Origin of the sequence: Halogeometricum borinquense DSM 11551 (assembly GCF_000172995.2) — an archaeon.
Classification (GTDB): Archaea; Halobacteriota; Halobacteria; order Halobacteriales; family Haloferacaceae; genus Halogeometricum; species Halogeometricum borinquense.
In genome coordinates this window covers 2,465,569-2,488,381 of record NC_014729.1, presented here as the reverse complement: position 1 = coordinate 2,488,381, position 22,813 = coordinate 2,465,569, and the positions used below count along the sequence as shown (strand labels likewise).

General features: G+C 62.4%; 24 protein-coding genes. 8 read left to right on the top strand and 16 right to left on the bottom strand.

Features of this window, described 5'->3' with window-relative positions:
- Positions 1–36 precede the first annotated feature (36 nt).
- Complete coding sequence (locus HBOR_RS12560) at positions 37–708, bottom strand: helix-turn-helix domain-containing protein (protein ID WP_006056384.1); 672 nt, start codon at positions 706–708, stop codon at positions 37–39.
- Positions 709–823: 115 nt separating this feature from the next.
- The gene (locus HBOR_RS12555; RefSeq protein WP_006056385.1) at positions 824–1,009 is read right to left on the bottom strand and encodes a hypothetical protein; all 186 of its coding nucleotides are present in this window, start codon (positions 1,007–1,009) and stop codon (positions 824–826) included.
- A 237-nt stretch (positions 1,010–1,246) separates the two neighbouring features.
- Here HBOR_RS12555 and HBOR_RS12550 point away from each other — a divergent pair, with 237 nt between their 5' ends.
- The 4 genes from HBOR_RS12550 to HBOR_RS12535 all read left to right on the top strand — a co-directional run bounded on the left by HBOR_RS12550 (position 1,247) and on the right by HBOR_RS12535 (position 4,083).
- Complete coding sequence (locus tag HBOR_RS12550) at positions 1,247–1,882, top strand: hypothetical protein (protein ID WP_241432418.1); 636 nt, start codon at positions 1,247–1,249, stop codon at positions 1,880–1,882.
- Positions 1,883–1,971: 89 nt separating this feature from the next.
- On the top strand, positions 1,972–2,745 hold the full coding sequence (locus tag HBOR_RS12545; RefSeq protein ID WP_006056387.1) for a nucleotide-binding protein: 774 nt from the start codon (positions 1,972–1,974) through the stop codon (positions 2,743–2,745).
- A complete protein-coding gene (locus HBOR_RS12540) occupies positions 2,742–3,299 on the top strand; it encodes a hypothetical protein (RefSeq protein WP_006056388.1) in 558 nt (185 codons plus the stop codon). Before HBOR_RS12545 ends, HBOR_RS12540 begins: the two co-directional genes overlap by 4 nt.
- A 46-nt stretch (positions 3,300–3,345) precedes the next feature.
- Positions 3,346–4,083 carry a hypothetical protein gene (locus tag HBOR_RS12535; RefSeq protein ID WP_006056389.1) on the top strand — a complete coding sequence of 246 codons (738 nt, stop codon included), beginning with the start codon at positions 3,346–3,348 and terminating at the stop codon, positions 4,081–4,083.
- An 86-nt stretch (positions 4,084–4,169) separates the two neighbouring features.
- On the opposite strand, the gene HBOR_RS12530 is transcribed toward HBOR_RS12535, so the two are convergent.
- Positions 4,170–5,576, bottom strand: coding sequence for a sodium:solute symporter family protein (locus tag HBOR_RS12530; protein ID WP_006056390.1), 1,407 nt, complete (start codon positions 5,574–5,576; stop codon positions 4,170–4,172).
- Positions 5,577–5,877: 301 nt separating this feature from the next.
- Here HBOR_RS12530 and HBOR_RS12525 point away from each other — a divergent pair, with 301 nt between their 5' ends.
- Complete coding sequence (locus HBOR_RS12525; protein ID WP_006056391.1) at positions 5,878–6,324, top strand: ester cyclase; 447 nt, start codon at positions 5,878–5,880, stop codon at positions 6,322–6,324.
- Between the two features lie 49 nt (positions 6,325–6,373).
- Here the strand turns inward: HBOR_RS12525 and HBOR_RS12520 are convergent, their stop codons facing one another.
- On the bottom strand, positions 6,374–7,249 hold the full coding sequence (locus tag HBOR_RS12520; protein WP_006056392.1) for an SDR family oxidoreductase: 876 nt from the start codon (positions 7,247–7,249) through the stop codon (positions 6,374–6,376).
- Positions 7,250–7,348: 99 nt separating this feature from the next.
- Between HBOR_RS12520 and HBOR_RS12515 the strand changes: the two genes are divergently transcribed.
- Complete coding sequence (locus tag HBOR_RS12515) at positions 7,349–8,155, top strand: helix-turn-helix domain-containing protein (RefSeq protein WP_006056393.1); 807 nt, start codon at positions 7,349–7,351, stop codon at positions 8,153–8,155.
- On the opposite strand, the gene HBOR_RS12510 is transcribed toward HBOR_RS12515, so the two are convergent.
- From HBOR_RS12510 to HBOR_RS12500, 3 genes are read right to left on the bottom strand one after another with little or no spacing between them, the layout of a single operon-like run.
- Positions 8,141–8,659 carry a hypothetical protein gene (locus tag HBOR_RS12510; protein WP_006056394.1) on the bottom strand — a complete coding sequence of 173 codons (519 nt, stop codon included), beginning with the start codon at positions 8,657–8,659 and terminating at the stop codon, positions 8,141–8,143. The genes HBOR_RS12515 and HBOR_RS12510 overlap by 15 nt on opposite strands.
- Positions 8,656–10,218, bottom strand: a complete 1,563-nt coding sequence (locus tag HBOR_RS12505) for a sodium/proline symporter (protein ID WP_006056395.1) — start codon at positions 10,216–10,218, stop codon at positions 8,656–8,658. The genes HBOR_RS12510 and HBOR_RS12505 overlap by 4 nt, the downstream gene beginning before the upstream one ends.
- Complete coding sequence (locus HBOR_RS12500) at positions 10,218–10,748, bottom strand: hypothetical protein (RefSeq protein ID WP_006056396.1); 531 nt, start codon at positions 10,746–10,748, stop codon at positions 10,218–10,220. Before HBOR_RS12500 ends, HBOR_RS12505 begins: the two co-directional genes overlap by 1 nt.
- 134 nt (positions 10,749–10,882) lie before the next feature.
- Between HBOR_RS12500 and HBOR_RS12495 the strand changes: the two genes are divergently transcribed.
- Positions 10,883–12,001 carry a trypsin-like serine peptidase gene (locus HBOR_RS12495; RefSeq protein ID WP_241432419.1) on the top strand — a complete coding sequence of 373 codons (1,119 nt, stop codon included), beginning with the start codon at positions 10,883–10,885 and terminating at the stop codon, positions 11,999–12,001.
- 136 nt (positions 12,002–12,137) lie between these two features.
- On the opposite strand, the gene HBOR_RS12490 is transcribed toward HBOR_RS12495, so the two are convergent.
- The 7 genes from HBOR_RS12490 to HBOR_RS12460 all read right to left on the bottom strand — a co-directional run bounded on the left by HBOR_RS12490 (position 12,138) and on the right by HBOR_RS12460 (position 19,313).
- The gene (locus tag HBOR_RS12490) at positions 12,138–12,653 is read right to left on the bottom strand and encodes a DUF7261 family protein (protein WP_241432420.1); all 516 of its coding nucleotides are present in this window, start codon (positions 12,651–12,653) and stop codon (positions 12,138–12,140) included.
- Positions 12,650–13,057, bottom strand: coding sequence for a DUF7262 family protein (locus HBOR_RS12485; RefSeq protein WP_006056399.1), 408 nt, complete (start codon positions 13,055–13,057; stop codon positions 12,650–12,652). Before HBOR_RS12485 ends, HBOR_RS12490 begins: the two co-directional genes overlap by 4 nt.
- Complete coding sequence (locus HBOR_RS12480; RefSeq protein WP_006056400.1) at positions 13,050–13,724, bottom strand: DUF7263 family protein; 675 nt, start codon at positions 13,722–13,724, stop codon at positions 13,050–13,052. Before HBOR_RS12480 ends, HBOR_RS12485 begins: the two co-directional genes overlap by 8 nt.
- Entirely contained in the window at positions 13,721–14,284 is a 564-nt protein-coding gene (locus HBOR_RS12475; protein ID WP_006056401.1) for a DUF7266 family protein, read from the bottom strand. Before HBOR_RS12475 ends, HBOR_RS12480 begins: the two co-directional genes overlap by 4 nt.
- The gene (locus tag HBOR_RS12470; protein ID WP_006056402.1) at positions 14,281–15,033 is read right to left on the bottom strand and encodes a DUF7289 family protein; all 753 of its coding nucleotides are present in this window, start codon (positions 15,031–15,033) and stop codon (positions 14,281–14,283) included. The genes HBOR_RS12475 and HBOR_RS12470 overlap by 4 nt, the downstream gene beginning before the upstream one ends.
- Positions 15,030–16,940 carry a type II secretion system F family protein gene (locus HBOR_RS12465; RefSeq protein WP_006056403.1) on the bottom strand — a complete coding sequence of 637 codons (1,911 nt, stop codon included), beginning with the start codon at positions 16,938–16,940 and terminating at the stop codon, positions 15,030–15,032. The genes HBOR_RS12470 and HBOR_RS12465 overlap by 4 nt, the downstream gene beginning before the upstream one ends.
- Positions 16,941–17,027: 87 nt before the next feature.
- Positions 17,028–19,313, bottom strand: a complete 2,286-nt coding sequence (locus tag HBOR_RS12460) for a type II/IV secretion system ATPase subunit (protein ID WP_006056404.1) — start codon at positions 19,311–19,313, stop codon at positions 17,028–17,030.
- 410 nt (positions 19,314–19,723) lie between these two features.
- On the opposite strand from HBOR_RS12460, the gene HBOR_RS12455 reads away from it, so the two are divergent.
- A complete protein-coding gene (locus HBOR_RS12455) occupies positions 19,724–21,148 on the top strand; it encodes a S8 family peptidase (RefSeq protein WP_006056405.1) in 1,425 nt (474 codons plus the stop codon).
- Positions 21,149–21,226: 78 nt separating this feature from the next.
- Here HBOR_RS12455 and HBOR_RS12450 read toward each other — a convergent pair whose 3' ends face one another.
- Both HBOR_RS12450 and HBOR_RS12445 read right to left on the bottom strand, forming a co-directional pair.
- The gene (locus tag HBOR_RS12450) at positions 21,227–21,553 is read right to left on the bottom strand and encodes a hypothetical protein (protein ID WP_006056406.1); all 327 of its coding nucleotides are present in this window, start codon (positions 21,551–21,553) and stop codon (positions 21,227–21,229) included.
- Positions 21,554–21,714: 161 nt separating this feature from the next.
- Positions 21,715–22,731: a hypothetical protein gene (locus HBOR_RS12445; protein ID WP_006056407.1), complete on the bottom strand. Its 1,017-nt coding sequence runs from the start codon at positions 22,729–22,731 to the stop codon at positions 21,715–21,717.
- Positions 22,732–22,813: the final 82 nt, after the last annotated feature.

Here is a 22,813-nt window from a genome sequence, read left to right as displayed (position 1 = left end):
AGTTGCCGTCTTACGTATGCAACTCGTTTATTACAGCTAGTCGTCAGTTCGAGTATCTCGGATGAGCGTACACCTGATGAGGTTACGATAGCCGCGTCGGAGACGAGACGCGAACGCCTGCCGCGAAATCCCGAGTTCTTCGGCGAGCGCCTTCTGGTCGATTCCGCGCGGGTCGTCGTAGTACTCGGATTTGTAGGCGCGCCGTAGCGCCTCCGCCTGTTCTGGAGTGAGGTCGTACTCCGAACCAGTCGTCGCCTCCGAGAGTTGACTGAGGCGGGCGAGCGTTACGTTGATGTCGTGTTCCGTGCAGTAGTGATGAAACTGCGAGAACTGCTCGGCTTCCATCGCACGGAGTTCGAACGTCCACCCGTCTGCGGAGCCGGTAGCGGAGAGAACCGTCACACCGGTCACGGAGATGGCGCGCATGATTCCCATATACTCGGGTTCCCATTCGGCGCGGAACAGCCCCTTGTCACCTAACTCCTCCATCAGCACGGCCGACCGTAACTCTGCAAGTCCGTCGAACTCCTCTCGGATGGCCGCCAAATCGCCGTCTGCGTTCGGAACGGTCACCCAGAAGTACGGCATCACCGTGTCGTCGTTCGGAACGACTCGGTCGAGTTCTAGCGTCGCCTCCGGCCACCGCTCGAAAATTCGACCCAACGGGAAGTCGGGCGCGGGCAGGGTGAACTCGGCTATCGACGCCATGGCGGCTGTTGTTTCTGTCAGATGATAAACTCTACTGCCGATTCGCCCGTTTCCGATCCGGAGTCAGTTCCAACATCACATCCCCTGTCGCTACTCCTGCGTTCGGGTCGGGCGGTCAGAACGGTGGTTCCATCGCGTCGTCGTTGCCTCGGGAGACAAGGTAGATAACGGCGAACGCGACGATGGCGAGAACGAGCATGATGAGACCGGCGCTGCGACTGTCGTCGGTCGGTTCTTCGACCGAGTCGTCGTCTACGATGGGGATACGGACGGGGTCGTCGGCTTCGGAGTCATCTGTCATGGCCGAGCGTAGGGTGGTTGGAGGCAAAGGCGTTCGGGCGGGTACGTGTTCTCAATTTATTTTCTCGATCCGGACCGTTCTAGTCACCTGAATAATACTTATACTCGTGATTCTCGTCTGTCCTATCGTCTCTACGGGATTCTGATTCGGTTGGTGGGGCTGTCTCGTAGCGGCAACATTCACACAGCCATGTGGTCACCAACGCGAACTGAGGGAGACGAATCGACACGACGAACAGTGAACCGGCGGGCCGTGCTAAAGTCCGTTGGAGCGACCGGACTAGGTGCAGTCGGGTTACGGGCCGCGACGGGAACAGCGGCCGCCGGTGAGACCCCGGATCAGTTGTACTTCTGCGGGTGCAGTCAGGTCGTTGCGACGGGACTCGCGCGTACAAGTCCTCTTACGGTGTATCTCCGCGCGACGAACGAAGGCGGTTGTCGAACGCGCACGGTCGAGACGCCCGATTGTAAGGTCGGTGGCGACCGCGAACACGCGTTTCGCTACACCGTCGAGGCGGGCGAGGCCATCCTCGCCGTCGAGTCACCAGATGGAAATGTCTGGTGTAACCCGAACCAGTGTGCGCAGAAATGGCTCGACGAACTGACCTGCTTCGAGAGCATCGAGGGGACGTTACGAGACGCCTGTACGCATCCCTCGAACCTGGATGCACCCCGAGACATGTTCACGAACCGGTGTGGAACCGTCTGTAGCGATAGCAACAACGGCAACCGGTCGAAGCGAAAACGGAGGAAGAAGCGGAAGCGAAAGGAGAACGGAAGAAGCGAAAAGCGGAAGCGGAGACGGAAAGAGGAGAAAGAAAGGCGAAAGCGGAAGGAGAAGCGGAAACGGGAGCGAAAGCAGCCTCATCGCTGAACTCGGCTGTCTTGATTCACTTCTCATCGGACACTGACGAGCGCATCGCGTGTCCGAATCTTTAACCCGGGGAACCGCGAGGCGCGAGTATGGTCGAAGCGTTCGCCGTCGCCAGCGGGAAGGGTGGCACGGGTAAGACAACGAGTACGCTGGCGCTCGGAATGGCTCTCGCCGAGACGTACGACGTGACCGTTATCGACGCCGACACGGGGATGGCGAACCTCCTGTTTCACACCGGCTTGGACGACGCCGACGTGACGCTCCACGACCTCTTAGTCGAGGGGCACGATGCGAGCGTCGAAGACGCCGTTTACGACCGTTTCGGGATGTCTGTCGTCCCCTGCGGGACGAGTCTCGCCGCATTCGAGGCGGCCGACCCCGCCCGACTCCGCGAAGTGGTCGCTGAACTCGCCGCCGACACGGACGTTCTCCTCCTCGACTCACCCGCCGCGCTCGGATCGAAAAGCGCCGTTCTCCCCGTCGTTCTCGCCGACCGAGTCGTGGTGGTCCTCCAACCGACCGTTCCATCCCTCTCGGACGGACTGAAGGTACAGGAGTACGCTCGCTCCTACGGCACTGAAACGGCCGGCGTCCTCTTCAACCGCGTCCGGCCCGACGAGGACACAGAGAACATTGCAGAACAGGCATCGCGCTACTTCGGCGGGACGACGCTGGCGTCGGTCCCCGAGAGCGACGCCGTCAGGGCCGCGCGACGGGCGGGCGAACCGCTTTTGGCCCACGCACCCGAGGATCCGGCGGCCGACGCGTTCTACGAGGCGGCCGCAAATCTCGACGTGCGCGACGGTGACGCGGCGGGCGTCGCGGACCGCTTCCGAAGTGCCGTGCTTCCGGACCGGGTGTGACCGTGCAGTCGGACTCACCGTTTCGGATTCCCGAGGGTGATCTCCTTCAGTCACGCGTCGTGAGCGATGCTGACAAAACGCTCGCGGCGGTGCTCGACCGAGAACTTACCGGATACGTCGTCTTCGAACCACAGGGGTCGCTCCTCGGTGGTGGCGACGACGCAACTGTCCTGACGTTCGAGGAGGGGGTTCCGGTTCTCGCCTACGACGCCGCGACGGACCGCGGCGGTCCCGACGCTCTCGCGGCGCTCGACGCCGCGGGACCTTACCGCGTCGAACTGTTCGAACTCGACCCTGAGGACGTGGCTGTCGCTCATCGGGACGAGACGTGTCGCGTTCCGCCTGCGCGACCGGCGGACCGCCTTGCGGCCGACCCGGAACTCGCAGAGCGGACCCGAGATGCCGCGCCCGACCATCGGTTGGCGGACGAACAGAGTTCGGTCGAGGAGTTCCTTGCGGACGCCGACCGAATCGAGGCCATCAAGGCCGAGGCACGACAGGAAGCGCAGTCGCGTGCCGAAGAGTGGGGTCTGACTGACCAATTGGACAGATGACTAGTCAGGTCGGATTACCTATACCATCGCAGGCCAAAGGGCCGATGTGACCGTTCTCGCACTCGCCCCACTGCGGACTCCTGCGGACTTCGCTGACTGGTATCGGCCTGGCGCGGATTACGTTATCCGGGTTGCGGAAGGGATGGGGTTTCCGACGGGCGATTTTCCTGCGCTCGCTGACGAGGCGGAGGCGGCGATGCGTGCCAACCGAACCGGTGGCGATGTGGCCGTTGAAGTTGCCCAGACCATCGTCGCCGACTTACTCGCCGACGCCGCGTTCGGTCCGCCGTTTTTGGAGTGGACCCCGCTTTGGTACGAACTGGCGTTGACCGGGCCGACGCACTACGCCGACTGGCGACTTCGACGCGTGGCCCGTAAGTACGCCGATACGCTGGATCACGTGTCGCTCCCGCGGTTCAGTCGTCCGCGGGACGTACTCTATGAAGGAAGCCCGGCGATTGATCGGGTGTCAGGATTCGTTGATCGATTCGCCTTTGCCGACGCGATCACGCACTTGGAGTGGTTCGACTACGTCGCCACCGAGTGCGGTCTCCCGGTACCGCCGGAGTTAGTCGCTCGCACCCGTGAGGAGACTGTTGCCTATTACGTTGGTGAGAAAACGATGGATGATTTGACGCCGACCGTTCGGCGGTTCCAACACCTCTTGTTCACAGACGACGTGTGGGCGCGCGACGTAAACCGTCGGTACGAACTGAATAGCGCCCTGTTCACGCTCTGGGAGCGGATTCTCTCCCGTGAACGAGGGCGGTTCGCCCCACAGTAGTACATTCGGCGACCGAGTTGCCGCTACGGCCGAATGTCCACCGCGGCACGTCGCAATAAAACGCCGTCAGCGAATATTTGTCCGCGTTAGTCCTGACCAGAAGTGACAGCCTGCGACTGCGTCGATCCCGTGACGAGGCTGACGGCGATAATCACGATTGCAGCAATCGGCGCGGAGACGATGACCGCGTTCAGGTCAAACGGCTTTGCGAGTACCCGAGACCAGATGATCGTGGCGGAGAATCCGGCCACCATCCCCGAGACGCCGCCGAGTTTCGTCAGGTGGCCGCGCATCAGGAAGACGGCGAACAGCGCAGGAGTGATGGTTGCGCCGTAGGCCGTGTACGCGAGCATCTGAAGCGACAGAATCGTCGGGAAGTACTGTCCGAGCACGAATGCGAACGCCCCGAGGACGACCACGGTCACTCGGGTCATCCAGAACACTTGCTTGTCGGACGCATTGGGGTTGATGAACCCGCGGTAGAGGTCCTGTGAAATGTTCGTACTCGCCGAGAGGAGGTACGAGGTCCCCGTGGTGATGACGAAGGCCGCTGCGGCCGCCAGTAGGATACCGCCGATCCACGTCGGAATGACGGTCGTCATCGCAATCATCGCCATGCCGGGTTCGATGTCCGGGAATAGCGACCGGGCGGCGAAGGCGATCACTGGGATAATCGTACTCGTCACCGCGACGCCGATGAACCAGATGCCGATACCGTGATCCGTTTCTTCGTTCGAGCCACCAGCGACGATACGCTGGTACATGTTCTGGTCGGCCAGAATCAGGAGTAGTGCCGGTGCCCAGTAGCCGAGGAACTGAAGTCCGGTCAGCGAACCGAACGGCGACGAGGAGACGTTCGACGTGACCGTTTCCACACCGCCCGCACTGGAGAGGATGAACGGCAGACCGACGATGAGGCCGACGGCCATCAGAAGCGCACTGATCGCGTCGGTGTAAGCGACCGACATCAGGCCGCCGGTCGTGGCGAGAATGATGATGAGGGCCGCACCGATGAGCGTCCCTGTCTCGACCGGAATGCCCGTCGTGACGTTGAGGACGAATCCGAAGCCGGTGAACTGGTACGAGACGATGCCGACGTACGCCGCTGCGATGGTCACGAGACCAATCGCCTTCGCCTCCTTACCGATTCCGTCACCGAGGATTTCGGGAATCGTGTACTTGTCATAGCCCCGAATGCGGGACGACAGGAACCACAGTACGCCGATACCGACGAGTGCGGACGTTCCCGACAGGACGGCCGGCCAGAGTCCGTACGAGTACGCGAGTGAGTTTGTACTCCCCGTAATACTCCCCGAACCCATCCACGTGGCGAGCAACGTCCCCGCGATGATGACGGTTCCGAGTCCCCGGCCCGCCAGCATGAAGTCATCCACACTATCAGTGTTGCCGTACGACCACGCTGCGATAACGCCCATAAGAAGCAGGTATCCGACGACCGGATACAGGAGCGTTCCGTCTGGTTGAACAGGCATATTTGACCGTTATGATTCCCGCATATATTCCCACCGAATCGACGGACTGTTCGTCCTTAGTTCACATATATCGCAGTATAACGGCGCTATGCGAACAAATGTTCGGCTGTTGTCACCCGTTTTGTGGGCCACCACGTTCAATATTGTGTGAAACAGCTCCTCGTGATTCCATATACCAACTGTCACGACATGCCGAAACTATAATCATCATTTGTGCCGTATCTGTGGTGGGTTTCTCGCCGAGTCCGACCGTCCTGATGGTGGATTCAACACAGACGCGAAATCCGTGAGAGGAGACGGTATGCAGACAGACACACAATACGATCCAGAGCAGAGTCGTCGTAACGCGGAGAAGATACGTCGCTACCACGAAATTACCGAAGGAGGCCTTGCGGCGGCAGACGAGGTGTTAGCCGAGGAAGTTGTGGTACACGGAGCCTTCGATGGCGAGGAGACGCACGGTATCGAGGCGTTCCGAGAGAGACTGACGGACATTCACGATTCCTTCAGCGGGTTCTCAGTGGAGATTCACGATATCGTCGCGCAGGCTGACGGTGGCGCGTCACGGTGGACTGTTTCCGGCACGTTCGAGGAACCGTACGACGGCATCGAACCCGACGGCGAACGAAAGACCAATCCCGGTATCTCGATGTTCCGCTTCGAGGACGGCAAAATAGTCGAAATCTGGGACCGAGAGGACACCCACAGCGCGCTCCAACAGATGGGCGCGGTTCCGGACGACGCCTAACGGATCTCACCGTCTTTTTTGCCAGCTATTCGTTCGTGAGCTTTGCCGGCTACTCGTACGTCAGCGTCATCCCGCCATCGAAGCGCAAGTCGCCTCCGTTGAGATGTTTTGCGTGCTTCGAGAAGCCGAAGACGAACAGGTTCGCCACCTCTCCCGGCGTCATCATCTCCTTCGTGCGCGACTGTCCGAGCATCACGTTTTCTATCACTTCGTCCACGGAGATCCCGCGTTGCTCTGCCGTATCTGGTATCTGGTTCGTGACGAGCGGCGTCTTCACGTAGCCGGTGCTGACCGAAAACGACCGAAGAGACCCGTCACCTTCCGCCGCGATAGACTGTGTGAGGCCGCGAAGACCGAACTTTGAGACGTTGTATCCGACTTTGTCGCCGGTGACGTAGTGGCCGTGGACTGACGCCATATTGCCGACGACGCCGACGCCGTCGTCCGTCGCTCGTATGTGCGGGACGACCAGTTTCGACAGATACAGCGGTGCCCGAAGCATCACATCGTGCATCAGGTCGTACTGCTCCATCGGGAACTCCTCGATGGGATCGATGTGCTGGAGTCCGGCGACGTTGGCGAGATAGCGCACCGTGCCGTGGTCGGCGGCCGTCTCGACGATTCCTTCCAGTTCGTCGTCGTCGGCGAGGTCGGCCTCGACGGTCACGACGGTTCCCGAGAGGTCGTGTTCGGCAGCTTTCTCTTGTGTGTCCGTCAGGCCCTCGCCGTCTACGTCCGTTGCGGCGACGGTGAGCCCGTTCGCCGCGCACGCGAGGGCCGTCGCGCGACCGATTCCCGACCCTGCACCTGTGATGACAGCGACGTTTTCTGTGGTGAAGTGGTCGTCGTCCACGAACAGGATATCCGCTGGGTCGAACGTCGGCGGTTCGATACGGTCGTCTGCGTCTGTCTCTGCCTCGCGCATGTCTTTTATTCTCGTTCTCTGCCTGCGAATAACGCCGGGTTCACATGTGAATCGGGTCGGCCTCAACGTTCATAGGTCTGTAGCGAACTACTGTGCATAATGCTCTCGATGACCATGGACATGGTGCAGTACGACTGCCCGTACATCGCCGTCACCGACGACGTCGATGTTTCGTTCCACACGATGCACTGGGACTTCGACCCCGCGCGCGAGGCGTTGGAGACGCGCATCCTCGTCACGGGGGCGAGTCGCGGCGCGCTCACGGAGGGGTTGAGTTCGCTGAAGGAACAACCGGGGATGCGCGGATTCGACCTCCTCTCCCGACAGGGAGAGTCGGCGGTCATCAAGTCGTTTATTCACGAGACGAACGCGATGCGCGTCATCCGCGAGCACGACGGCTACATCACCGGGCCGTTCCAGATTCGGGACGGAAGCGAACTGTGGAACGTCGGTTTCGACACCTCCCAGGACGCCGACGAGGCGCTTTCGGACCTCGAACGCGAGAACGACTACTCCGTCGAGGCACGGAACTCCATCTCGTTGGAAGACTACCTCGACGTGGTTCAGAACATCGACGTGGCGACCGACTACTTGGATACCTGTCGGAACCTTTCGAGGGTCGAACAGGAGACGCTCTCGAAAGCCGTCAAGGCGGGGTACTTCGAGACACCGCGGGACGCATCACTGACAACACTGGCCGAGGAGTTCGATGTCTCGAAAACGAGCGTCTCGAAGAACCTCCGTCGGGGAGAAAAGAAGGTCCTCGGAAGCGTCGTCGAGACGCTCGAAACAATCGATGAAACTGCGCTCACGACCGGGCGTGAGAAGCCACACGAACACACACAGCACGAACGCGAGCAACGACAGCGCGAAAATCAGAAGCGTGTTAACCTACAGCAGTCCTGATCGCCGGTGGATGTGAACGTCCACGTGCGAGAAGCGGTCGTCTGCCGCGAGTGATTCGACTAGTTCTACTTGCGGGTCCGAGTCGCTTGTTCCGTACAGTTCCCACGTGACAGTACCGTCTCCATCCGTCTGTTCCCACGTGACTGTCAGTTTGGATCGGCGGAAGCGCGCCCCGGTGTCGAGTTCGATGCGTTGGAGGGCCGAAAGGGGGACCGAGATGTTTTGTTCGCTCAGTTCGGGGAGTCCGTCGTTCGCACAGTTTTCAACCTCCTTGCGACTGTACTCGCTCACGTCCGCGCGGAGAAGCAGCGACTTGAACGACTCGCCGAGGAAGCACCAGACGAGGCTGTCGTCCGTCACGACGGCGTCCCAGAACTCGAGGGACGTGGGGCGTTGCCGGAACCACCGAGTGAGGTGGACTCGTTCGGGAGTCTCCTGTGTCTCACTCGTTCTTTCCTCACCCGTGCTGTCGTCTCTGTCCATGGGTTCGATTTCGGCCGTCATCGTTCTAGGAGGACCGCGATGTCAGCGGGGACCAGATGTCTGTCCTGCGTCGCCAGCGAGACGGCGACGAAGGAAACGATACCGGCCAGCAGGGCCACAGTGCCGACGGGGAAGCCGGACGGGAACGGGTACAGTCCCATGACGGACTCACTGAGACCGTCGATCCCGATGGTGGATGCGATTCGCGGGACTGCGCTGTACAGGAGGTTGATAGCGAGTCCAATGGCGATGGCCGCAACTGCACCCTCACGGGTGGCTCCTTTCCAGTTGAGACCGAGCGCGGCGATGGCGAAGAACGCGGCCGCGAAGAAGCCCCAACCGATGGTACCGAGGATACCGACCAGCGCGTCTGAGTAGTAGACGATGAGCGTCGAGGCGATGGTCAACCCGGCCAGGGCCGCCTGCGTCACTCGGAGTTCCGTCTGGTCGTCCTCGATGGGACGCCCGAGTGCGCGCGGGATGTCGCGCGAGACGGCGGCCGCGCCGATGTTGAGAAACGAGTCGCTCGTACTCATGATCGCCGCGAGCAACGCCGCGAGGATGAGTCCGGCGACGACGCCCGGCGTGTGTTCGAGGACGAACACCGGACCGACGACGGAGGCGCTCTTTGGGGCCGCGGTCTGTCCGGCCTCGACCATCGCGCGCATCGAGAGGCCGGTGGAGAACGCAAGTAGACTGGAGACGGCGTACGTGACGGCCGCGATGGGCGCGCCCCAGCGCAGAATCTTCAGGTTGCGACTCATGTAGAACTTCGTGATGAGGTGCGGTTGTCCGGCCGCGCCGATGGAGAACAGAATCCACCATCCGAGGGCGACGAAGATGGTGGCGGTGGCTCCGCTCATCGCGCCGAACGGCGAGACGAGCGCCGGGTCTGCGGATGCGAGGTTCTGTGAGATGTTCGTCATCCCGCCGCCGAACGACAGCGCGAACGCGAACACGAGGACGGACCCGACGATCATCGTGAGCGCCTGCACGAAGTCGGTCCAGACGCCCGCGATCATCCCGCCGAGCATACTGTACAGCAGCAGGATGGCCGCGCCGATGAACAGACCCCAGATGACGGGCAGACCGAAGATGGCGCGCATGACGTACTGGAGGGCGGCGAGGTTCGTTGCGAGGTAGGCGACGACGCCGATGAGGACGCCGACGCCGGTGAGGCCGCGCATCCACGAACTCTCGTAGCGGACGAACATGCCATCGGCCAGCGTCATCACGTCGCGGATGTCAGCGAGGAGTCGCATCCGTTTCGCCAGCAGGACCCAGGTGACGATGAACCCGAGCGGCGCGGTGAAGAATATCCACAGCGCCGTCGTGCCGAACGAGTAGACGAGTTCGGGGCCGCCGACGAAGCCGAACCCCGATTGGATGACCGAGAACGCCGTCAGCGCCAGTACCCACGTTCCGATACTTTTGCCCGTGATGAGGAAGTCGCTCGTCGTCTCCGTCTGCATGTAGCCCCAGACGCCGATGCCGAGGACTAACAGCATGTACAGACTGCCGAACAGGAGGACGAACGGGTCGTCAGCGATGGGTATCGCCTGCATCGGTGTCGGTTCCATCAGTCCTCACCTCCGTCGGTCATCTCGGTCCCAGCGGAGCCACCACTTCCATCGGCCTTCACTTCCTGCCCGAGCGGGATGTTCTGACCGCGCTGCGCCTCGCGCGCGTCCGTCATGATTCCCTCGACGATGTCGTCGTCACCGATTTCGTCGAAGACGAACGCATAGTAGAACGCGCCTAAAATCGGTAACAGCCAGATGCAGGTGGCGTAAACGAGTGTCGGAGTCGGAAGCCCGAGAACGTACGTGTACGACGTTACGCCCGGGTCCCACAACATCCAGATACCCGTAAATCCGACCGTGAAAACGGCTGTCCAGCCGATGACAAGCCCGTTGTACGGTGCGAAGTCGAGTTCACGGACGTTTCGCTCCACCGACGCCACGGCGATCGTCCCGACAAGGAGACCGATGGCGAGAAAGGAGAACGCCCGGTACGCACCGGTCGCTGCGGCCACCAGTAACCCGGCGGCGAGAACGGCGATACCGCTCAGCACTCGGTTTCTGTTCGATTGTCTGTCAATATTGTCCATGTTGGTATGTCACTAGCAAGGCGCGAAAAACAGCGGGTTGATATGTAAACAGCGGTCAGACGGAAAATCCGGAATGTGCGGCGCGCCCATCATGTTTATTCCATTTCATATCTTCTCACTATGTGTGATCAATGATGGCAAATAACATACCCGAATCGGACCGACCGATGCTCGCGGACGAGTTCGTCGAGTTAGACAACGAACCAGAGCAGATCGACCCCGAAGCGCTCGCTACGCTGCGGGAGCCGACACTGTATCTGAGTTCGCTCACAGAGCAGCAGCGGTCGGAGTTTGCCACCGAGAGAGTCGAAGAACTGTCTATCCGAGAGACGGAGTTCGAGAACGTAGCCCGTGTTGATCTCGACGAGGACATGGCGGTCGGACGGGTCGGTCAAGCGGGTGAGGCCGTGGATCCACCCAACCGTAAGGCGGGGTTCGAACACGAATTCGATCCGTATCTCCCGGACGACGACGGGATAAGATACCACCCGAAAATCGGGACCCCACGGTCACATGAGCCGCTCAGGCGTCGAGACGGGGAGTCGGTCACCCCACACTACGTCCTCGGTTCGGACGACCGCCAAGTGTTCGTTCCGGACGGCTACCCGTGGCGATGTACCGGGAAGATATACGCCTGGACCGATCCGTCCGGCGGACCCGCGTGGTCGGGAACCGGGGCTCTCGTCGGTCGGAACGTCGTCCTCACCGCAAGCCACGTTGTTCCGTGGGATTCGGATCCGTGGATGATGCGGTTCGTCCCCGCGTACTGGGACGGTTCATCACGGCTCGGCGGGTCAGTCAATTCGTACGTCCAAGCGTACCGCGGCTACGAGAATCACAGCCAAGGCGATGATATGGCCGTTTTGAAGCTCTACACGCCGCTCGGTGATACGTTCGGATACTTCGGGTACAAGACCTACCACGATAGCTGGGAGGACGGCGACTACTGGACCAAAGTCGGATATCCGGGCGCGGTTGCGAGCGGTCAGCGACCGAGCAGAGTGACATGGTATCCGATCATCGACGACGACAACGACGGCGCGGGCGTCGAGTTGGAGTACCGAGCAGACTCAAGCGGCGGTGGCTCCGGCGGACCGGTGTTCGGATGGTGGTCCGGTTCGCCGTACGTCGTCGGGACCCACTCCGGCGGCGAAGAAGAGTATCACTTCCCGTGGAAGATTGCAAAGCACAACGTCTCTGCCGGAGGCGGGTCGCTCTCGAACCTCATCGGGTGGGGGCGGTCGAACTGGTGAGGCGGCTCCCAGCACTCGTGGCGGCCTGTTTTCTATCGGTATACTTGTCCCGTTGCCGAGATTGTACGTTGTCTCTGTCGTCCCCGACTGGATGGCAAGTTACACCATCGTGGGTCCTGGTGTGGGACACTCGTCGTCACACCGCCCGCACGACCACCGTCGCGTTCGTTCGCTCGTCGGGTGCGACGATGTCGAGGTCGAGCGCCGCGGCGACGACTGCGGTTTCGTTGGCACGCTGTTGAATCACGATACCGTCTTCGACTTCGCACGGACCGAACTCCCGCCCGCGCCCATCAGGGCAGTTCCGTACTGCCCATCCCGTCGCCTCCGAATCGTTGTACGAGACGACGAGCGAGCGGTCTGTGGCGGCCGCTGCGTTCTCGACGCGAGTCACGTCGTCGGCCATGTCGTCTCGCACCGTCGAAACCGCCGCCTCCCGGTTGCTCCAGTGGTATGCGCCATCCGTCTGAACGGCCGCGCCGGTGAATGCTGACGAAAGCGCCCGTCTCGCGCCGTCGATTCCGGGTCCAGCGGCGGGTTCGTCGCCCCCGGTGTCGTATCCCAGTTGCGCGTACGCGAGGGCCATCGGAACGAGCGCGACGGCGACGACGACGGCCGCGAGGAGGACCACCTGCCCCCTGTCGCGGGTCATACGTACCACACCCAAAGCGTCACCGTACAGCCGTCAGTAGTGAACGATGCTGTTCCCGCTGGGATGCCGGACGGGCGAGGTTGTCCGACGTGACCCTGCGGCGTCGCCAATCGGTACGAGAGCGGGTCGGGGAGTATCGCACGCAGTCGGCTATCCAGTTCGTCCGCTTCGGTCTCGAACGCCGATTCCGACCGACAGGCAGCGGCAATCCGGTTCGGTCCCGTTCCCTCCGGCGGTTCGGCGGCGAGAACCGAGAGCGCGTCCGACGCCGTTCGGTCGAGCGTCGCAGTCTCCTCGGTCTCGACGGGAAGGAGCGCGAATCCGAGCGCGACGGCGAGAATGAGGAAGATTCCGACCGTCACTTCGATCAACGGCGTGGCGAGTTGTGCCCGGTCGCTATGCACCGACGGTCACCTCCAGCGGTTCGACCGTCGCGGTTGTTTCCGTCCACGTCACGGTGACGGTTCCGTCCACGCCGTCTTCCGTCGTAAACTCGAGTTGCGGCGGATTGACGCGCGCCACCTTGAACTCGTAGGTGCCGGAGAGACCGCTCCGGTCCCGAAGCACGATGCGGTCGTTCGCGCGGACCGTCGTGAGCGTCGTCGTCCCGTCGGTCGAGATGTCGAGTTCGACCGTCTCGGTTCGGTCCGGAAGCGACACGCTCCGCTGCGTCACGAGATCAACCGTCGTCGTTCGGCGTTCGTACTGTTCGACTCGGACGAGACGACGAACCGTCGTTTTCTCGGGGTCGCCGCGTTCGACAAGAACTTCGTCACCCAATCGGATGCGAATCGAACGGTTGCGTACCGAGGGCGCGAGTCGGTCTACCGCCGTCGTGTTCAGCGCACGAATCGCGTTTTCGCTGACTGCGTTCGCCCGTCTCGTGTGGTCGGCGTCGGCGGCGACCAATCGGTCTGCAAGCGTTTCGGCGGCGTGCCGCGTCTCGGAGTCGGTGTCAGCGTCTGCGAGTGCGATGGAGGCGAGGGCGACGCTTCCCGTCGTTACCGTGGCGAGGAGGACGAGCGCGGCGGCGAGTCCGATGAGGTTTGCCTGCCCGCGTTCGGTCGTCACGGCGCACCTCCCGCGACGGCATTCACGACGCCAGAAGCGGCGTTCCGTCCGTTCTCCAGTGTCACCACGATACGACCCCCATCGTTGCTGACGACGGCCCACGATTCGCTCGTACTTTGCCACGTCCCCGACACCGCCACCTCGCGCACCGGGAACGAGAGCGTTACTCGCCCACCGACGCCTTCGTCTGGATGTTCGAGAACTAACGCAGTCGTACTCTCGTTTGCCGGCGAAGTCGCACGGAGACGATACGGGTCGCCGCGAATTGTCGCCGGAAGCGAGACGGCGACGCGGCGGTCGATGCGATGCGTTCGCTCGGGCACCGCATCCTCGACTGACGCTGCGGCATCGACGACTGTGCGCTCGGCCACCTCGGCGGCGGCCGTCGTTCGGTAGCCGGGGATCACGTCGCCGTAGAACGTCGTCGTTACGAGGGCGATAAACAGCACGACGATGCCGAGTTCGAGCGCTTTCCCGACGACCGGAGAGAGCGCGCGATCCGTGCGGCCTTTTGGGGTGCGTCCGTCGCGCTGACCGCACCATCTCCGTCGAACGCTCACGCGCCCACCTCCATCCGGAGTCGCAGGTCGTGAACGACGAGGTGGAGTGTTCGCCGTCCCGGGAAGTCGGCGACGACGCTCGGCGTTCCATCGGCGTCGAAATCACGCCGCGAAGTGGTCGCCCCTTGGTCGCGGAAGTGGCGTTCCCACGCACCGGGTGCCGCCGTTTCGACGGCCACACGGTAGCGGTTTGCAGAGAGGAGTCGTCGCTCGTGCGTCGGCGTGGTCCGAAGCGTCACCGGAACTGTCGTCTCGCGGGCGGAGACGGCGTCGGTTCCGGAGGCGTTCAGGACTGGAACGCCGACGTACAGCGTCCCGTTCGCGGGCGCAATACTCGGCGGTGCGTCCAGTCGGCTACGGTCTCCGTTACCGACCGCGACAGCCCCCGCGACGGCTGAGACGGGCTTGTTGCCGGATTCGTACACAATCGCTCCAGTGTGCCCGGACCACGCGACGCCGGAGTCGTTCAGGACGCGGACAGTTCGGTTCGTGACGCGCATCGTCCCACCTGAAAGACGGATAGTTGCCTCCGTCTCCGCCGCCGTGCCGGTGTCGAGTGCGTCGTCCAGTCCACCAGCGACGCGGGTTGTCGCGGCGGTCGATGCACCCTCTTGGACGACCGTCCCCGCGGCGGCGGTCAGGATGCCGATGCCGACGACGGTGAGGCCGAGCAGGAGAGCCACACCGACGATAGCGGATTGGGCGCGGTCACGTCGAGTTCCGGTCGCGCTGTGCTGGTTCCGGCTCATATCAGTCCGGCCCCCGCGAAGACGACGTAGCAGACGGCAACCAGCGCACCCGAGTGGAGTAGCGCCTCGTAGCGGCCTCTACTGGCGACACCGGCGAACCACCCTGACGCGAGCATCGTCGCCTGCGTCGTCACGTAGATTCGGTACCGGTCGCGTTCGAGGTCCACAGCGCGCGGATCGATGGCGACGCCGGAGAGATCCGACATCGACGATAACTGCGCGAATCCATCGAAGACGTGCGCGCCCGTGGCAACCGTGATTCCGACGACGAGCAGCGCGGTGGTCCATCCGACAGCGACGTAGACCAACATCCCGGAGCGGAGCGCTCGTTTCTCGTGGTAGAGGCGGCCAACCTCGGATTGGAGCGTCTCGAACACCGTTCCGGTGTCGCTTCCGGCGTCGAGTGCGCCGATGACGAGTCCGATTGTCTGTTCGGCCATCGGCGTCCCGACGCGCTCGACGAACCGGTCCAACGCGGCGGTTCGGAGGTCCTCGTCCGTGCCCGTGTTCGGCGACGTGAGACGGAGGTTGAGCGCCAGATCCGCCACGTCGTCGGAAAGCGGACCTAACTCGACCTCACGAGCGACGTGTTCGACCGCTTCGGGAAACGGGCGACCGAGGCTGACGTGCCCGGAAATAGCGTGAACGAAATCTTTCAGTTCGCGGTCCTTCGCGCCGTCAAGGCGGGCACGTCGGACGGCGACGACGCCAACGGGGATGGCATAGACGACGTAGCCAGCGAGGACGACATCGACGATATTCGACTTCGCGGCCGCCGCGACCAGCGAAGCAACGACACCGAGTGGCACGAACGCGAGCGTCGCACTCGCTGGGTTGGTCGTCGCCGTGGCGAGCATCCCGACCGTCGTCTCGGGGCGCGCGTACGTCACCGTCTGGTCTGGCGGACGAATCGTTGCCACGAGCGATGCCGCGCCGAGACCGACAGCGATGATGAACGCACCGCTTCCGTAGACGATGACGCCGCGGAGCGTCGTCGTTCCGACGGGCGTTGGGACCGTCGTAGACAGGCCGGGCGCGATGACGCTCATTACGGTCAGGATGATGACCAGCAAGGCGGGCAGGACGAGCAGGACGATGAATATCTCCGCGAGAAGTTCGAGAAAACCCTCAGCACGGCGTCTCGCGCGGTCCTGTTGGTGTCCGAGCATTCGACTCTCCATCCGAAGGTAGTTTCGCAGGGCGTCAGAGCCTTGGTCGGCGTGTTCTCTGAACTTCAACAGGAACGGTGCGAGCGTGTTCTCCGCGGGCGTATCGCGGGCGACGCGGCGGAGCCCTTCGTTGATGTTCCCGGTCATCGCCGCGGTGTTGAGCGCCTTCCGAAGCGAGACGGCCGTCTCGCCGTACGCGTCGGTGTCGGCGACGCGCCGGAGCATCGTTCGGCGGCCGTCGCTCCCCGAGGCGAGAACGTGGAGATAGCGGACGGCGCCCGGCAGCATCCGGTCGATGTTCGCCCGGCGCGCGGCGGCGATCCAGCCGAGATACCGACCGCCGAGGGCGACGACGCTCCGTTTTACCGCGCCACCGACCGCGGCAGCGGCGACGATTCCGAGGAAGAGTCGAGGAATGCGCGGAATCGGGAGGCGACCGGCGAACGGGACGACTGACTCCGCGAACGCGACCCATCCGTCCAGTGTCGATGTGGGAAGCGCGAGAAACAGGAACGGAATCGGGACAGCAACGAGCAGCATCGCGGCCCACGAGGCACCGTAGACCCGTGCGAGAAACAGATCGAACCCGATTCGGAGGTCGGTGCCGCGGTACGCTCGCCGGTCCCGTTCGTGCCGTGAGGCGTCCGCGTGGCGGGCAAACAGCGCGTACAGGACGCGGTCGAGAACCGAAATAGAGTCGTCTCGCGCGGCTACCGACCGGGAGACTGTGTCTGTCACTGTTTCACCTCACGTTCGACGGCGAACGGCCGTGATCGTCGGCGTAGGGTCGGTGCGTGACGCCGTGTTCGCTCGCTTGAACGTCTCTCACGCATCGGTTTCGCCCTCCGTTTCGTCTTCCGTCTCATCCGCTGATTCGGCCATCTGACGCCGGACGCGTTCGACCGTCGCCGCCTCGTCGGTCCGGAGGTCAGAGAGGAACCCGAACACGCGGTCGAACTCGGAGACGTCTTCGCGGACGAGATACTCGACGTAGCCGCGCTTCCGGAGGAACTCGGCTTCGACTGCATCGACTTCCCTGTCCGTGGCCGCGGCGATACGGTGGAAGACGCGGTGGGAGAGTCGCTGATGGTCGTCTCCGAGTCGCGGGTGGTCGTGCGCCAGCGAGAACGACCCGTCGGTCTCCCGCCACAGCACAGTGTTCCAGTAGAGCGTCTGTCCGCCCTTTTCGACCGTTCCCTTCCGTGCCGTCGGGGGCAGTGCGTCGTAGCCCGATTCGTCAACGAGTTCGACGACTTCACCGACGTAGCGTTCGCCATCGACGCGGTGCGGGAACACCACGAGATCCAACTCGCGGAGCAGATAGGTAGGTAGTCCCTGCTCGACGACGCGGTTGACCAGCGTTTCGATGTCTTCGGCGTGCGTCGTCCCGATGACGCCGTGCCCTGTGTTCAAGACTTCGGCGAACGTCTCGAACGAGGCGGGCGTGTTCACCTCGGCGATCACCTCGACGTCGGGATTCAGATAGTTGGCCTCGGTCATCAGGTCGGCCATCGAGACGCGTTTGAACTCGGATTCGTGATCGCGCGTCGTCAGTGAAATGCCCGTTTCGTGCGGGAGGCGTACCTCGCGGGACCCTTCGTCGATACTCACCGGGCGGTGGTCGTACGGAATGAACGGCATGTGCGCGTTCATCAGCGTCGTCTTCCCGACGCCCGTCGGACCGGAGAAGAGGACGACGCGGTGGTGTTCGTACAGCATCCACAGGAGGGCGACCAACTCGATCGGCAGGGCGTCGAGGTGGACGAGGTCTACCGGTGTCATCGGGTCCGCAGACTGCTTGCGGATGGAAACGTGCGGACCGCCTTCGGAGATGACCGGGAGAGCGACGGCACACCGAATCGTCTCCTCGATCCCTTCGGGTCGGAGATTCACCTTCGCCGACGGACGCGACGCGTTCAACTCGACGCCGTCGGCGGCCGCCAACTGGGTGACGACGTTGACGAAACTCGTCTCGTCTTCGAACGCGAGGTTCGTGGGAACGCGGCCGCCGCCGACGGTCGAATCGTCGGCGATACCGGCGCGCGGAATGACCTTCACGCGTTCGCCGACACGGTTGGCTTCGATGTCTTCGAGATTTGGGTCGCGGATGGGAACGGTGAGGACACCCTCGCCGACGTAGTCGCGGAGGACGTAGTACACGAGGTCGTCCAGACGGTCCTCGGCGAACCGACGGTCTACGGGCGGCAGCGCAAGCCCGTACTCGGCGAGAGCAGTCCGCACGCGGAACTCGGTGGCTTCGAGCCACGCGCGGGTGTTTCTAGCCGTCAAACGGCGCGAGAGGAACTGCCGGGCGCGTTCACGGACGAACTCGCGTCGGTCTTCGACGACCTCTCCGGCGTTCGCTTCCCAGATGCGCTCTTTGCACTCGGCGATGAGTTCGTCGTCGCCCGGAAGGAGGTCGGGTTCGAGTACGGCGTATTTCGTGGTGAACCGGTCGTCGCCGAGGAGGTGGTCCCGATGGAGAACCACGTCCACGTCGAATCCGCAGAACGGGACCGTGTAGTGGCGCAATCGCTCGCCAGCAACTCGGTCTGCGAACTCGGCGTCCGTTCGATAGGCTGTCGTCGCGGGGGCGTAGTTCTCGGTGTGGACGACGAGTGTTCCGTCTTCGTCGTCCCGCCCCACGTCAACCACGTCGATGCGGTCGTCCAGCGCCAACGGCGTGACCTCGCCGAGGAGTCGCAACTCGCAGAGCGCGTAGTACTCGATGCGTCGCTGAGCAGCTGGCGACACGTCGAGGAGACGGTCGAACACGCGGCGGTATTTCGGTGGCACACCGCCAGCGGCGCGTTCTGCGGTCCCCTCGCGGGTCAGCGGCCGACGGCGGTTCACGACGGAGAAATGGTCTCGGACGCGGGCGAGAGCCGCCTCCTCCCGTGCGCCCAACCCCGGTTCGTGAACTTCGTATCGGAAGCCGACGCCGTGGGCGTCGTCACGGATGGTGGCGACGACGCCGGGGACAACTTCGTACTGTGCGCGAACGTCCGGGGCATACCACGCGTCGCCGTCGTCCGGTGGGAGCGGGGGTGGCACCTCGGCCGCGCTCGTTCTCGCCGTCCCACCGCTCTCGGCCGCGGGTCGGCCGCTCATCGTCCGTCACCGACGAACACGTCACACGACATTGCAACTTCGTTGCTTGGTTCCTGTATTTAATATTTGAGAATCCGCGAATTCTAATAGTTGGACCCGGCCGAGATCGATAATCAGCACAATAGTGGCTCAGAATGGATTCTACGCGCTGATTGGGTCGGAAGAGAAATATGTATAGTTAGTAATCCAGTCTAGATAATGGGATAGTTATCAATTTTGATTACTTGGGTCTGGCCGAATAGCGTCTAATCGTTGTCTCGTTTATTAGTCGTCTGATAGGTAAGTAAACATCAGGAAAATTAAACGAACCTTTTACTCGTCGCTCTACCCACAGGTTTTCTGTCATACAATCACTTAGCAGACGGACACTTCTCAAAGGTGTTGTCGGAAGTACGGTCGCACTCGGTGCGATGGGGACAGCAAGCGCCGAAGACGGCCGGAACCAGTACATCGTAACCGCTTCTGGCAAGGGTGTTCGGAAGCGACTCGAACGCGAGGGATTCGAGGTAGTGAAGTCCATCGGGGACGACTCCGTCCACCTCGTTATCGGCGGATCGAAGTCGGCTATCCAACGCGTCAGCGGCGTGAAGTCCGCGGACTCGAACGAGGTGTATCGACTGCTCGGTCCGGCAAAGCAGGCAACGAGTTCCGAGGGTTCGCGGGACGACGAGTACGCCGAAACGCAGTGGGACAAACACGACGACACCACGGGTGCGTTTCAGGCGCACGACACAGCAACGGGGTCCGGCCGACGCGTCGCTATCATCGACACGGGAATCGAGACGGATCATCCTGACCTGACCACCGCGACAGCGGACGGCAAACTGTTCCGTGCCGACGGGATATCGAGTCCGACCGGGACTCCCACCGTCGCTGGCGATACGACGATTCAGGCGCGACTCCCGCCCGAAAGTGAGGAAATCGAGTCGTACACGTACCTCGGCGCACCGAAACTGCGCACGCAAGCGGCGGCCGACGACGTGGATTCGCACGGAACCCACTGTGCGGGCATCTCCACCGGGAACAACACCGGTACGACTGGCATTGCCGGGATGGCACCCGACGCCGAGGCCGTCCCGCTTCGCGTGTTCTACTGGAAGAAAGTCGAGAACTTCCCGTGGGACAAAGACGGCGACGGCGAGGCAGAAGAGCACGTCACGGTCACGACGCTGGCGACGACGGACTTCGACATCTTGAGTGCAATCGAGTACGCGCCTGAGACGAACGCCGACGCGGCGAACATGAGCCTCGGCGGCGGCGTCATCAAAGGCTCAGCGCACAAGTCGGGCGAACACGTCGCCTACCAGACTGTCATCCAGAACGCGGTCAAACGCGGCACCGTCGTGACTGCAAGTGCAGGTAACGCTTCTTCGAACCTCCAACAGGGTGGCTACTACACGCTCCCGAACAGCGTCCCCGGCGCGATGAGTATCACGGCGACCGGGCCGGGTAACGAACGAGCGTTTTACTCGAACGACGGCACCAGCGATGTCGATGTCGGCGCACCCGGGGGCGGCTACGAGACAGTGGAGAAGACGCTAGCACCGGATACCGAGTGGCCGTACCCGCTGAACCTCGTCTACTCGTCGGTGCCCGCGGATCTGAACGACGGGTCGCAGTACGCGTGGTACGCTGGGACGTCGATGGCCGCGCCGCAGGTGGCCGGACTCGTCGCCCTCGTCCGCGAAGTTGCACCCGACCTGACGGCCAAGCAGGTTCAGAACGTTATCGAGCGAACTGCCCGCTTCAGCAAAGGAAAAAGTAGCCCCGACATCGGCGCTGGCGTCGTCTACGCGCCCGACGCAGTTGCCGAGGCGGACCGCTTCTCGAAGTAGCGGCTTGGTCGTCCCTCGCGGAAACGGATCGACAAAAAACGCGGGTCCGTTAGTCCTCGATTCGAGACGAGAACGACGTTACTCGTTTCGCTGACGCGGCTTCCACGTGTTCCCTTCGAGGACGACGAGGTCGTACCGTTTGAGAACGTGGAGTAACTCGACCACTGCTTCTGCGTCCAACTCTGCGGTCGTGTCTCCGGGGAGGTTTTTCGCGATGGCGCTTCGCGTTCCCTCGCCCATCCGTTCGAGCGTTTCGAGAACGATTTCGACATCCTGTATCAGCGAGTCGATACCGTCTCGACGCTTCTCGACGGGACTCAACCGCGACAGCACGTCGTCGTACGACCCGGTAATCTCCATCGACACTTGGACATCCTCGGCGTCCGGTTCTGTCTCTTCGCTCATGTGCGCATATGTGTGAGTAAATACGGATAGGTGTTCCTCTCTGCGTCACGTATGGAGCCAGATTGTCCGACCGGGTTATGACACCGAGTACGTAGACCGGGGATGAGACGAGATCTGCTGAGCCTGTGACCCGAACGCAGAATCGACAGTCAGGTTCGCACTTACTTTTCGCTCGCTTCGTCCAATCGCAGTCTGTACTCGAAGTATTCGTCTCCGTAGCGAATCACGTCATGCTCCGGGTAGTCCTGCGTCCCGGCGTCTTTCGTCACGTTACCGTCGATGTAGGCCCGTTCATCCAATCGCTTCAGTATCGAAACGAACGCCTCGGGGAACGGATGTTCTGCGGTGTAGCCGTTCTGCGCCTCGCGGAATACGTCACGTTCCGACTGGGAAAGCGACTCGGGGTCGATTCGCGCCCCGACGAGTCGTCCGCGCAGTACCTCCTCGATTTCGTCTGCTGTCTCCGCGACCGGTTCGACGTCCGGACGATACACCGCCTCGTAGAACGTCTCACGCTGCGTTTCGACCTGCCAGACGTGGCCCCGATAGGCGACGTAGTCGGGCCCATCACCGTCGAGCAGTTCGCTCGCCTTCGCCGTTTCCGCATTCCGGTAGACGTAGCCGCCGCGTTGGACGAGTCCCCACGGAACACCCCCAATGTTGCCGCGTGCGCGAGCAGCCATGTAGGCGACTTCCACGGCTTTCTGATCCGATTCGGGGAGCGTTCCTTTCTCGACGTGTTTCGGTGCGTCGGCTTCTCCGTTTTCGATTCGACCCTCGTCTCTGAGTCGAAGCACCGGCTGTGTGACTTTCTCTTCGCCGACGACTACTTCGTCGAGGTGGTAGTACGTCCCGTTGTGTTTTGCCCACGTCGGCTCTCGGGTCACAAACGGTTCGGTGAACTGCGTCGTGTACGGTGTCCCGTTGACGGCCGCGGCGAGGGCGTCTTCGTCCCACGGAACGCGCGTCTCGTTTAGGTCCTTGACGTACCGTTCGCGGAGCGTCGATGTCCGGCCGGTCAGTCGGAACGTGATAGTCGCGTTCGACTGCCGACTGCTGTTCGATCCGAGGTCGTCAGCGAGCGTCGAGATTCGGTTCGTGCATCCGCTGACGGCTGAGACCCCGATTGTTCCCGCGACAGCGAGGACACGCCGCCGAGAAGACCGATTGGAGCGCATCGGTTCCGTGTTTCACTATCAGGACAAATGTCTTCGGTGCCGGGTTTGGAAACGCGGTTACTTCATCGGTCGGCGTGTCGGT

Bases quoted from the DNA above. Each gene is read 5' to 3' on its own strand.
- HBOR_RS12445 (WP_006056407.1), bottom strand. From the start codon at position 22,731: ATGCGCTCCAATCGGTCTTCTCGGCGGCGTGTCCTCGCTGTCGCGGGA.
- HBOR_RS12510 (WP_006056394.1), bottom strand. From the start codon at position 8,659: ATGACGGCCGAAATCGAACCCATGGACAGAGACGACAGCACGGGTGAG.
- HBOR_RS12495 (WP_241432419.1), top strand. From the start codon at position 10,883: ATGGCAAATAACATACCCGAATCGGACCGACCGATGCTCGCGGACGAG.
- HBOR_RS12545 (WP_006056387.1), top strand. From the start codon at position 1,972: ATGGTCGAAGCGTTCGCCGTCGCCAGCGGGAAGGGTGGCACGGGTAAG.
- HBOR_RS12460 (WP_006056404.1), bottom strand. From the start codon at position 19,313: ATGAGCGGCCGACCCGCGGCCGAGAGCGGTGGGACGGCGAGAACGAGC.
- HBOR_RS12530 (WP_006056390.1), bottom strand. From the start codon at position 5,576: ATGCCTGTTCAACCAGACGGAACGCTCCTGTATCCGGTCGTCGGATAC.
- HBOR_RS12455 (WP_006056405.1), top strand. From the start codon at position 19,724: ATGGGGACAGCAAGCGCCGAAGACGGCCGGAACCAGTACATCGTAACC.
- HBOR_RS12450 (WP_006056406.1), bottom strand. From the start codon at position 21,553: ATGAGCGAAGAGACAGAACCGGACGCCGAGGATGTCCAAGTGTCGATG.
- HBOR_RS12470 (WP_006056402.1), bottom strand. From the start codon at position 15,033: ATGAGCCGGAACCAGCACAGCGCGACCGGAACTCGACGTGACCGCGCC.
- HBOR_RS12520 (WP_006056392.1), bottom strand. From the start codon at position 7,249: ATGCGCGAGGCAGAGACAGACGCAGACGACCGTATCGAACCGCCGACG.
- HBOR_RS12525 (WP_006056391.1), top strand. From the start codon at position 5,878: ATGCAGACAGACACACAATACGATCCAGAGCAGAGTCGTCGTAACGCG.
- HBOR_RS12500 (WP_006056396.1), bottom strand. From the start codon at position 10,748: ATGGACAATATTGACAGACAATCGAACAGAAACCGAGTGCTGAGCGGT.
- HBOR_RS12555 (WP_006056385.1), bottom strand. From the start codon at position 1,009: ATGACAGATGACTCCGAAGCCGACGACCCCGTCCGTATCCCCATCGTA.
- HBOR_RS12515 (WP_006056393.1), top strand. From the start codon at position 7,349: ATGCTCTCGATGACCATGGACATGGTGCAGTACGACTGCCCGTACATC.
- HBOR_RS12490 (WP_241432420.1), bottom strand. From the start codon at position 12,653: ATGACCCGCGACAGGGGGCAGGTGGTCCTCCTCGCGGCCGTCGTCGTC.
- HBOR_RS12505 (WP_006056395.1), bottom strand. From the start codon at position 10,218: ATGGAACCGACACCGATGCAGGCGATACCCATCGCTGACGACCCGTTC.
- HBOR_RS12560 (WP_006056384.1), bottom strand. From the start codon at position 708: ATGGCGTCGATAGCCGAGTTCACCCTGCCCGCGCCCGACTTCCCGTTG.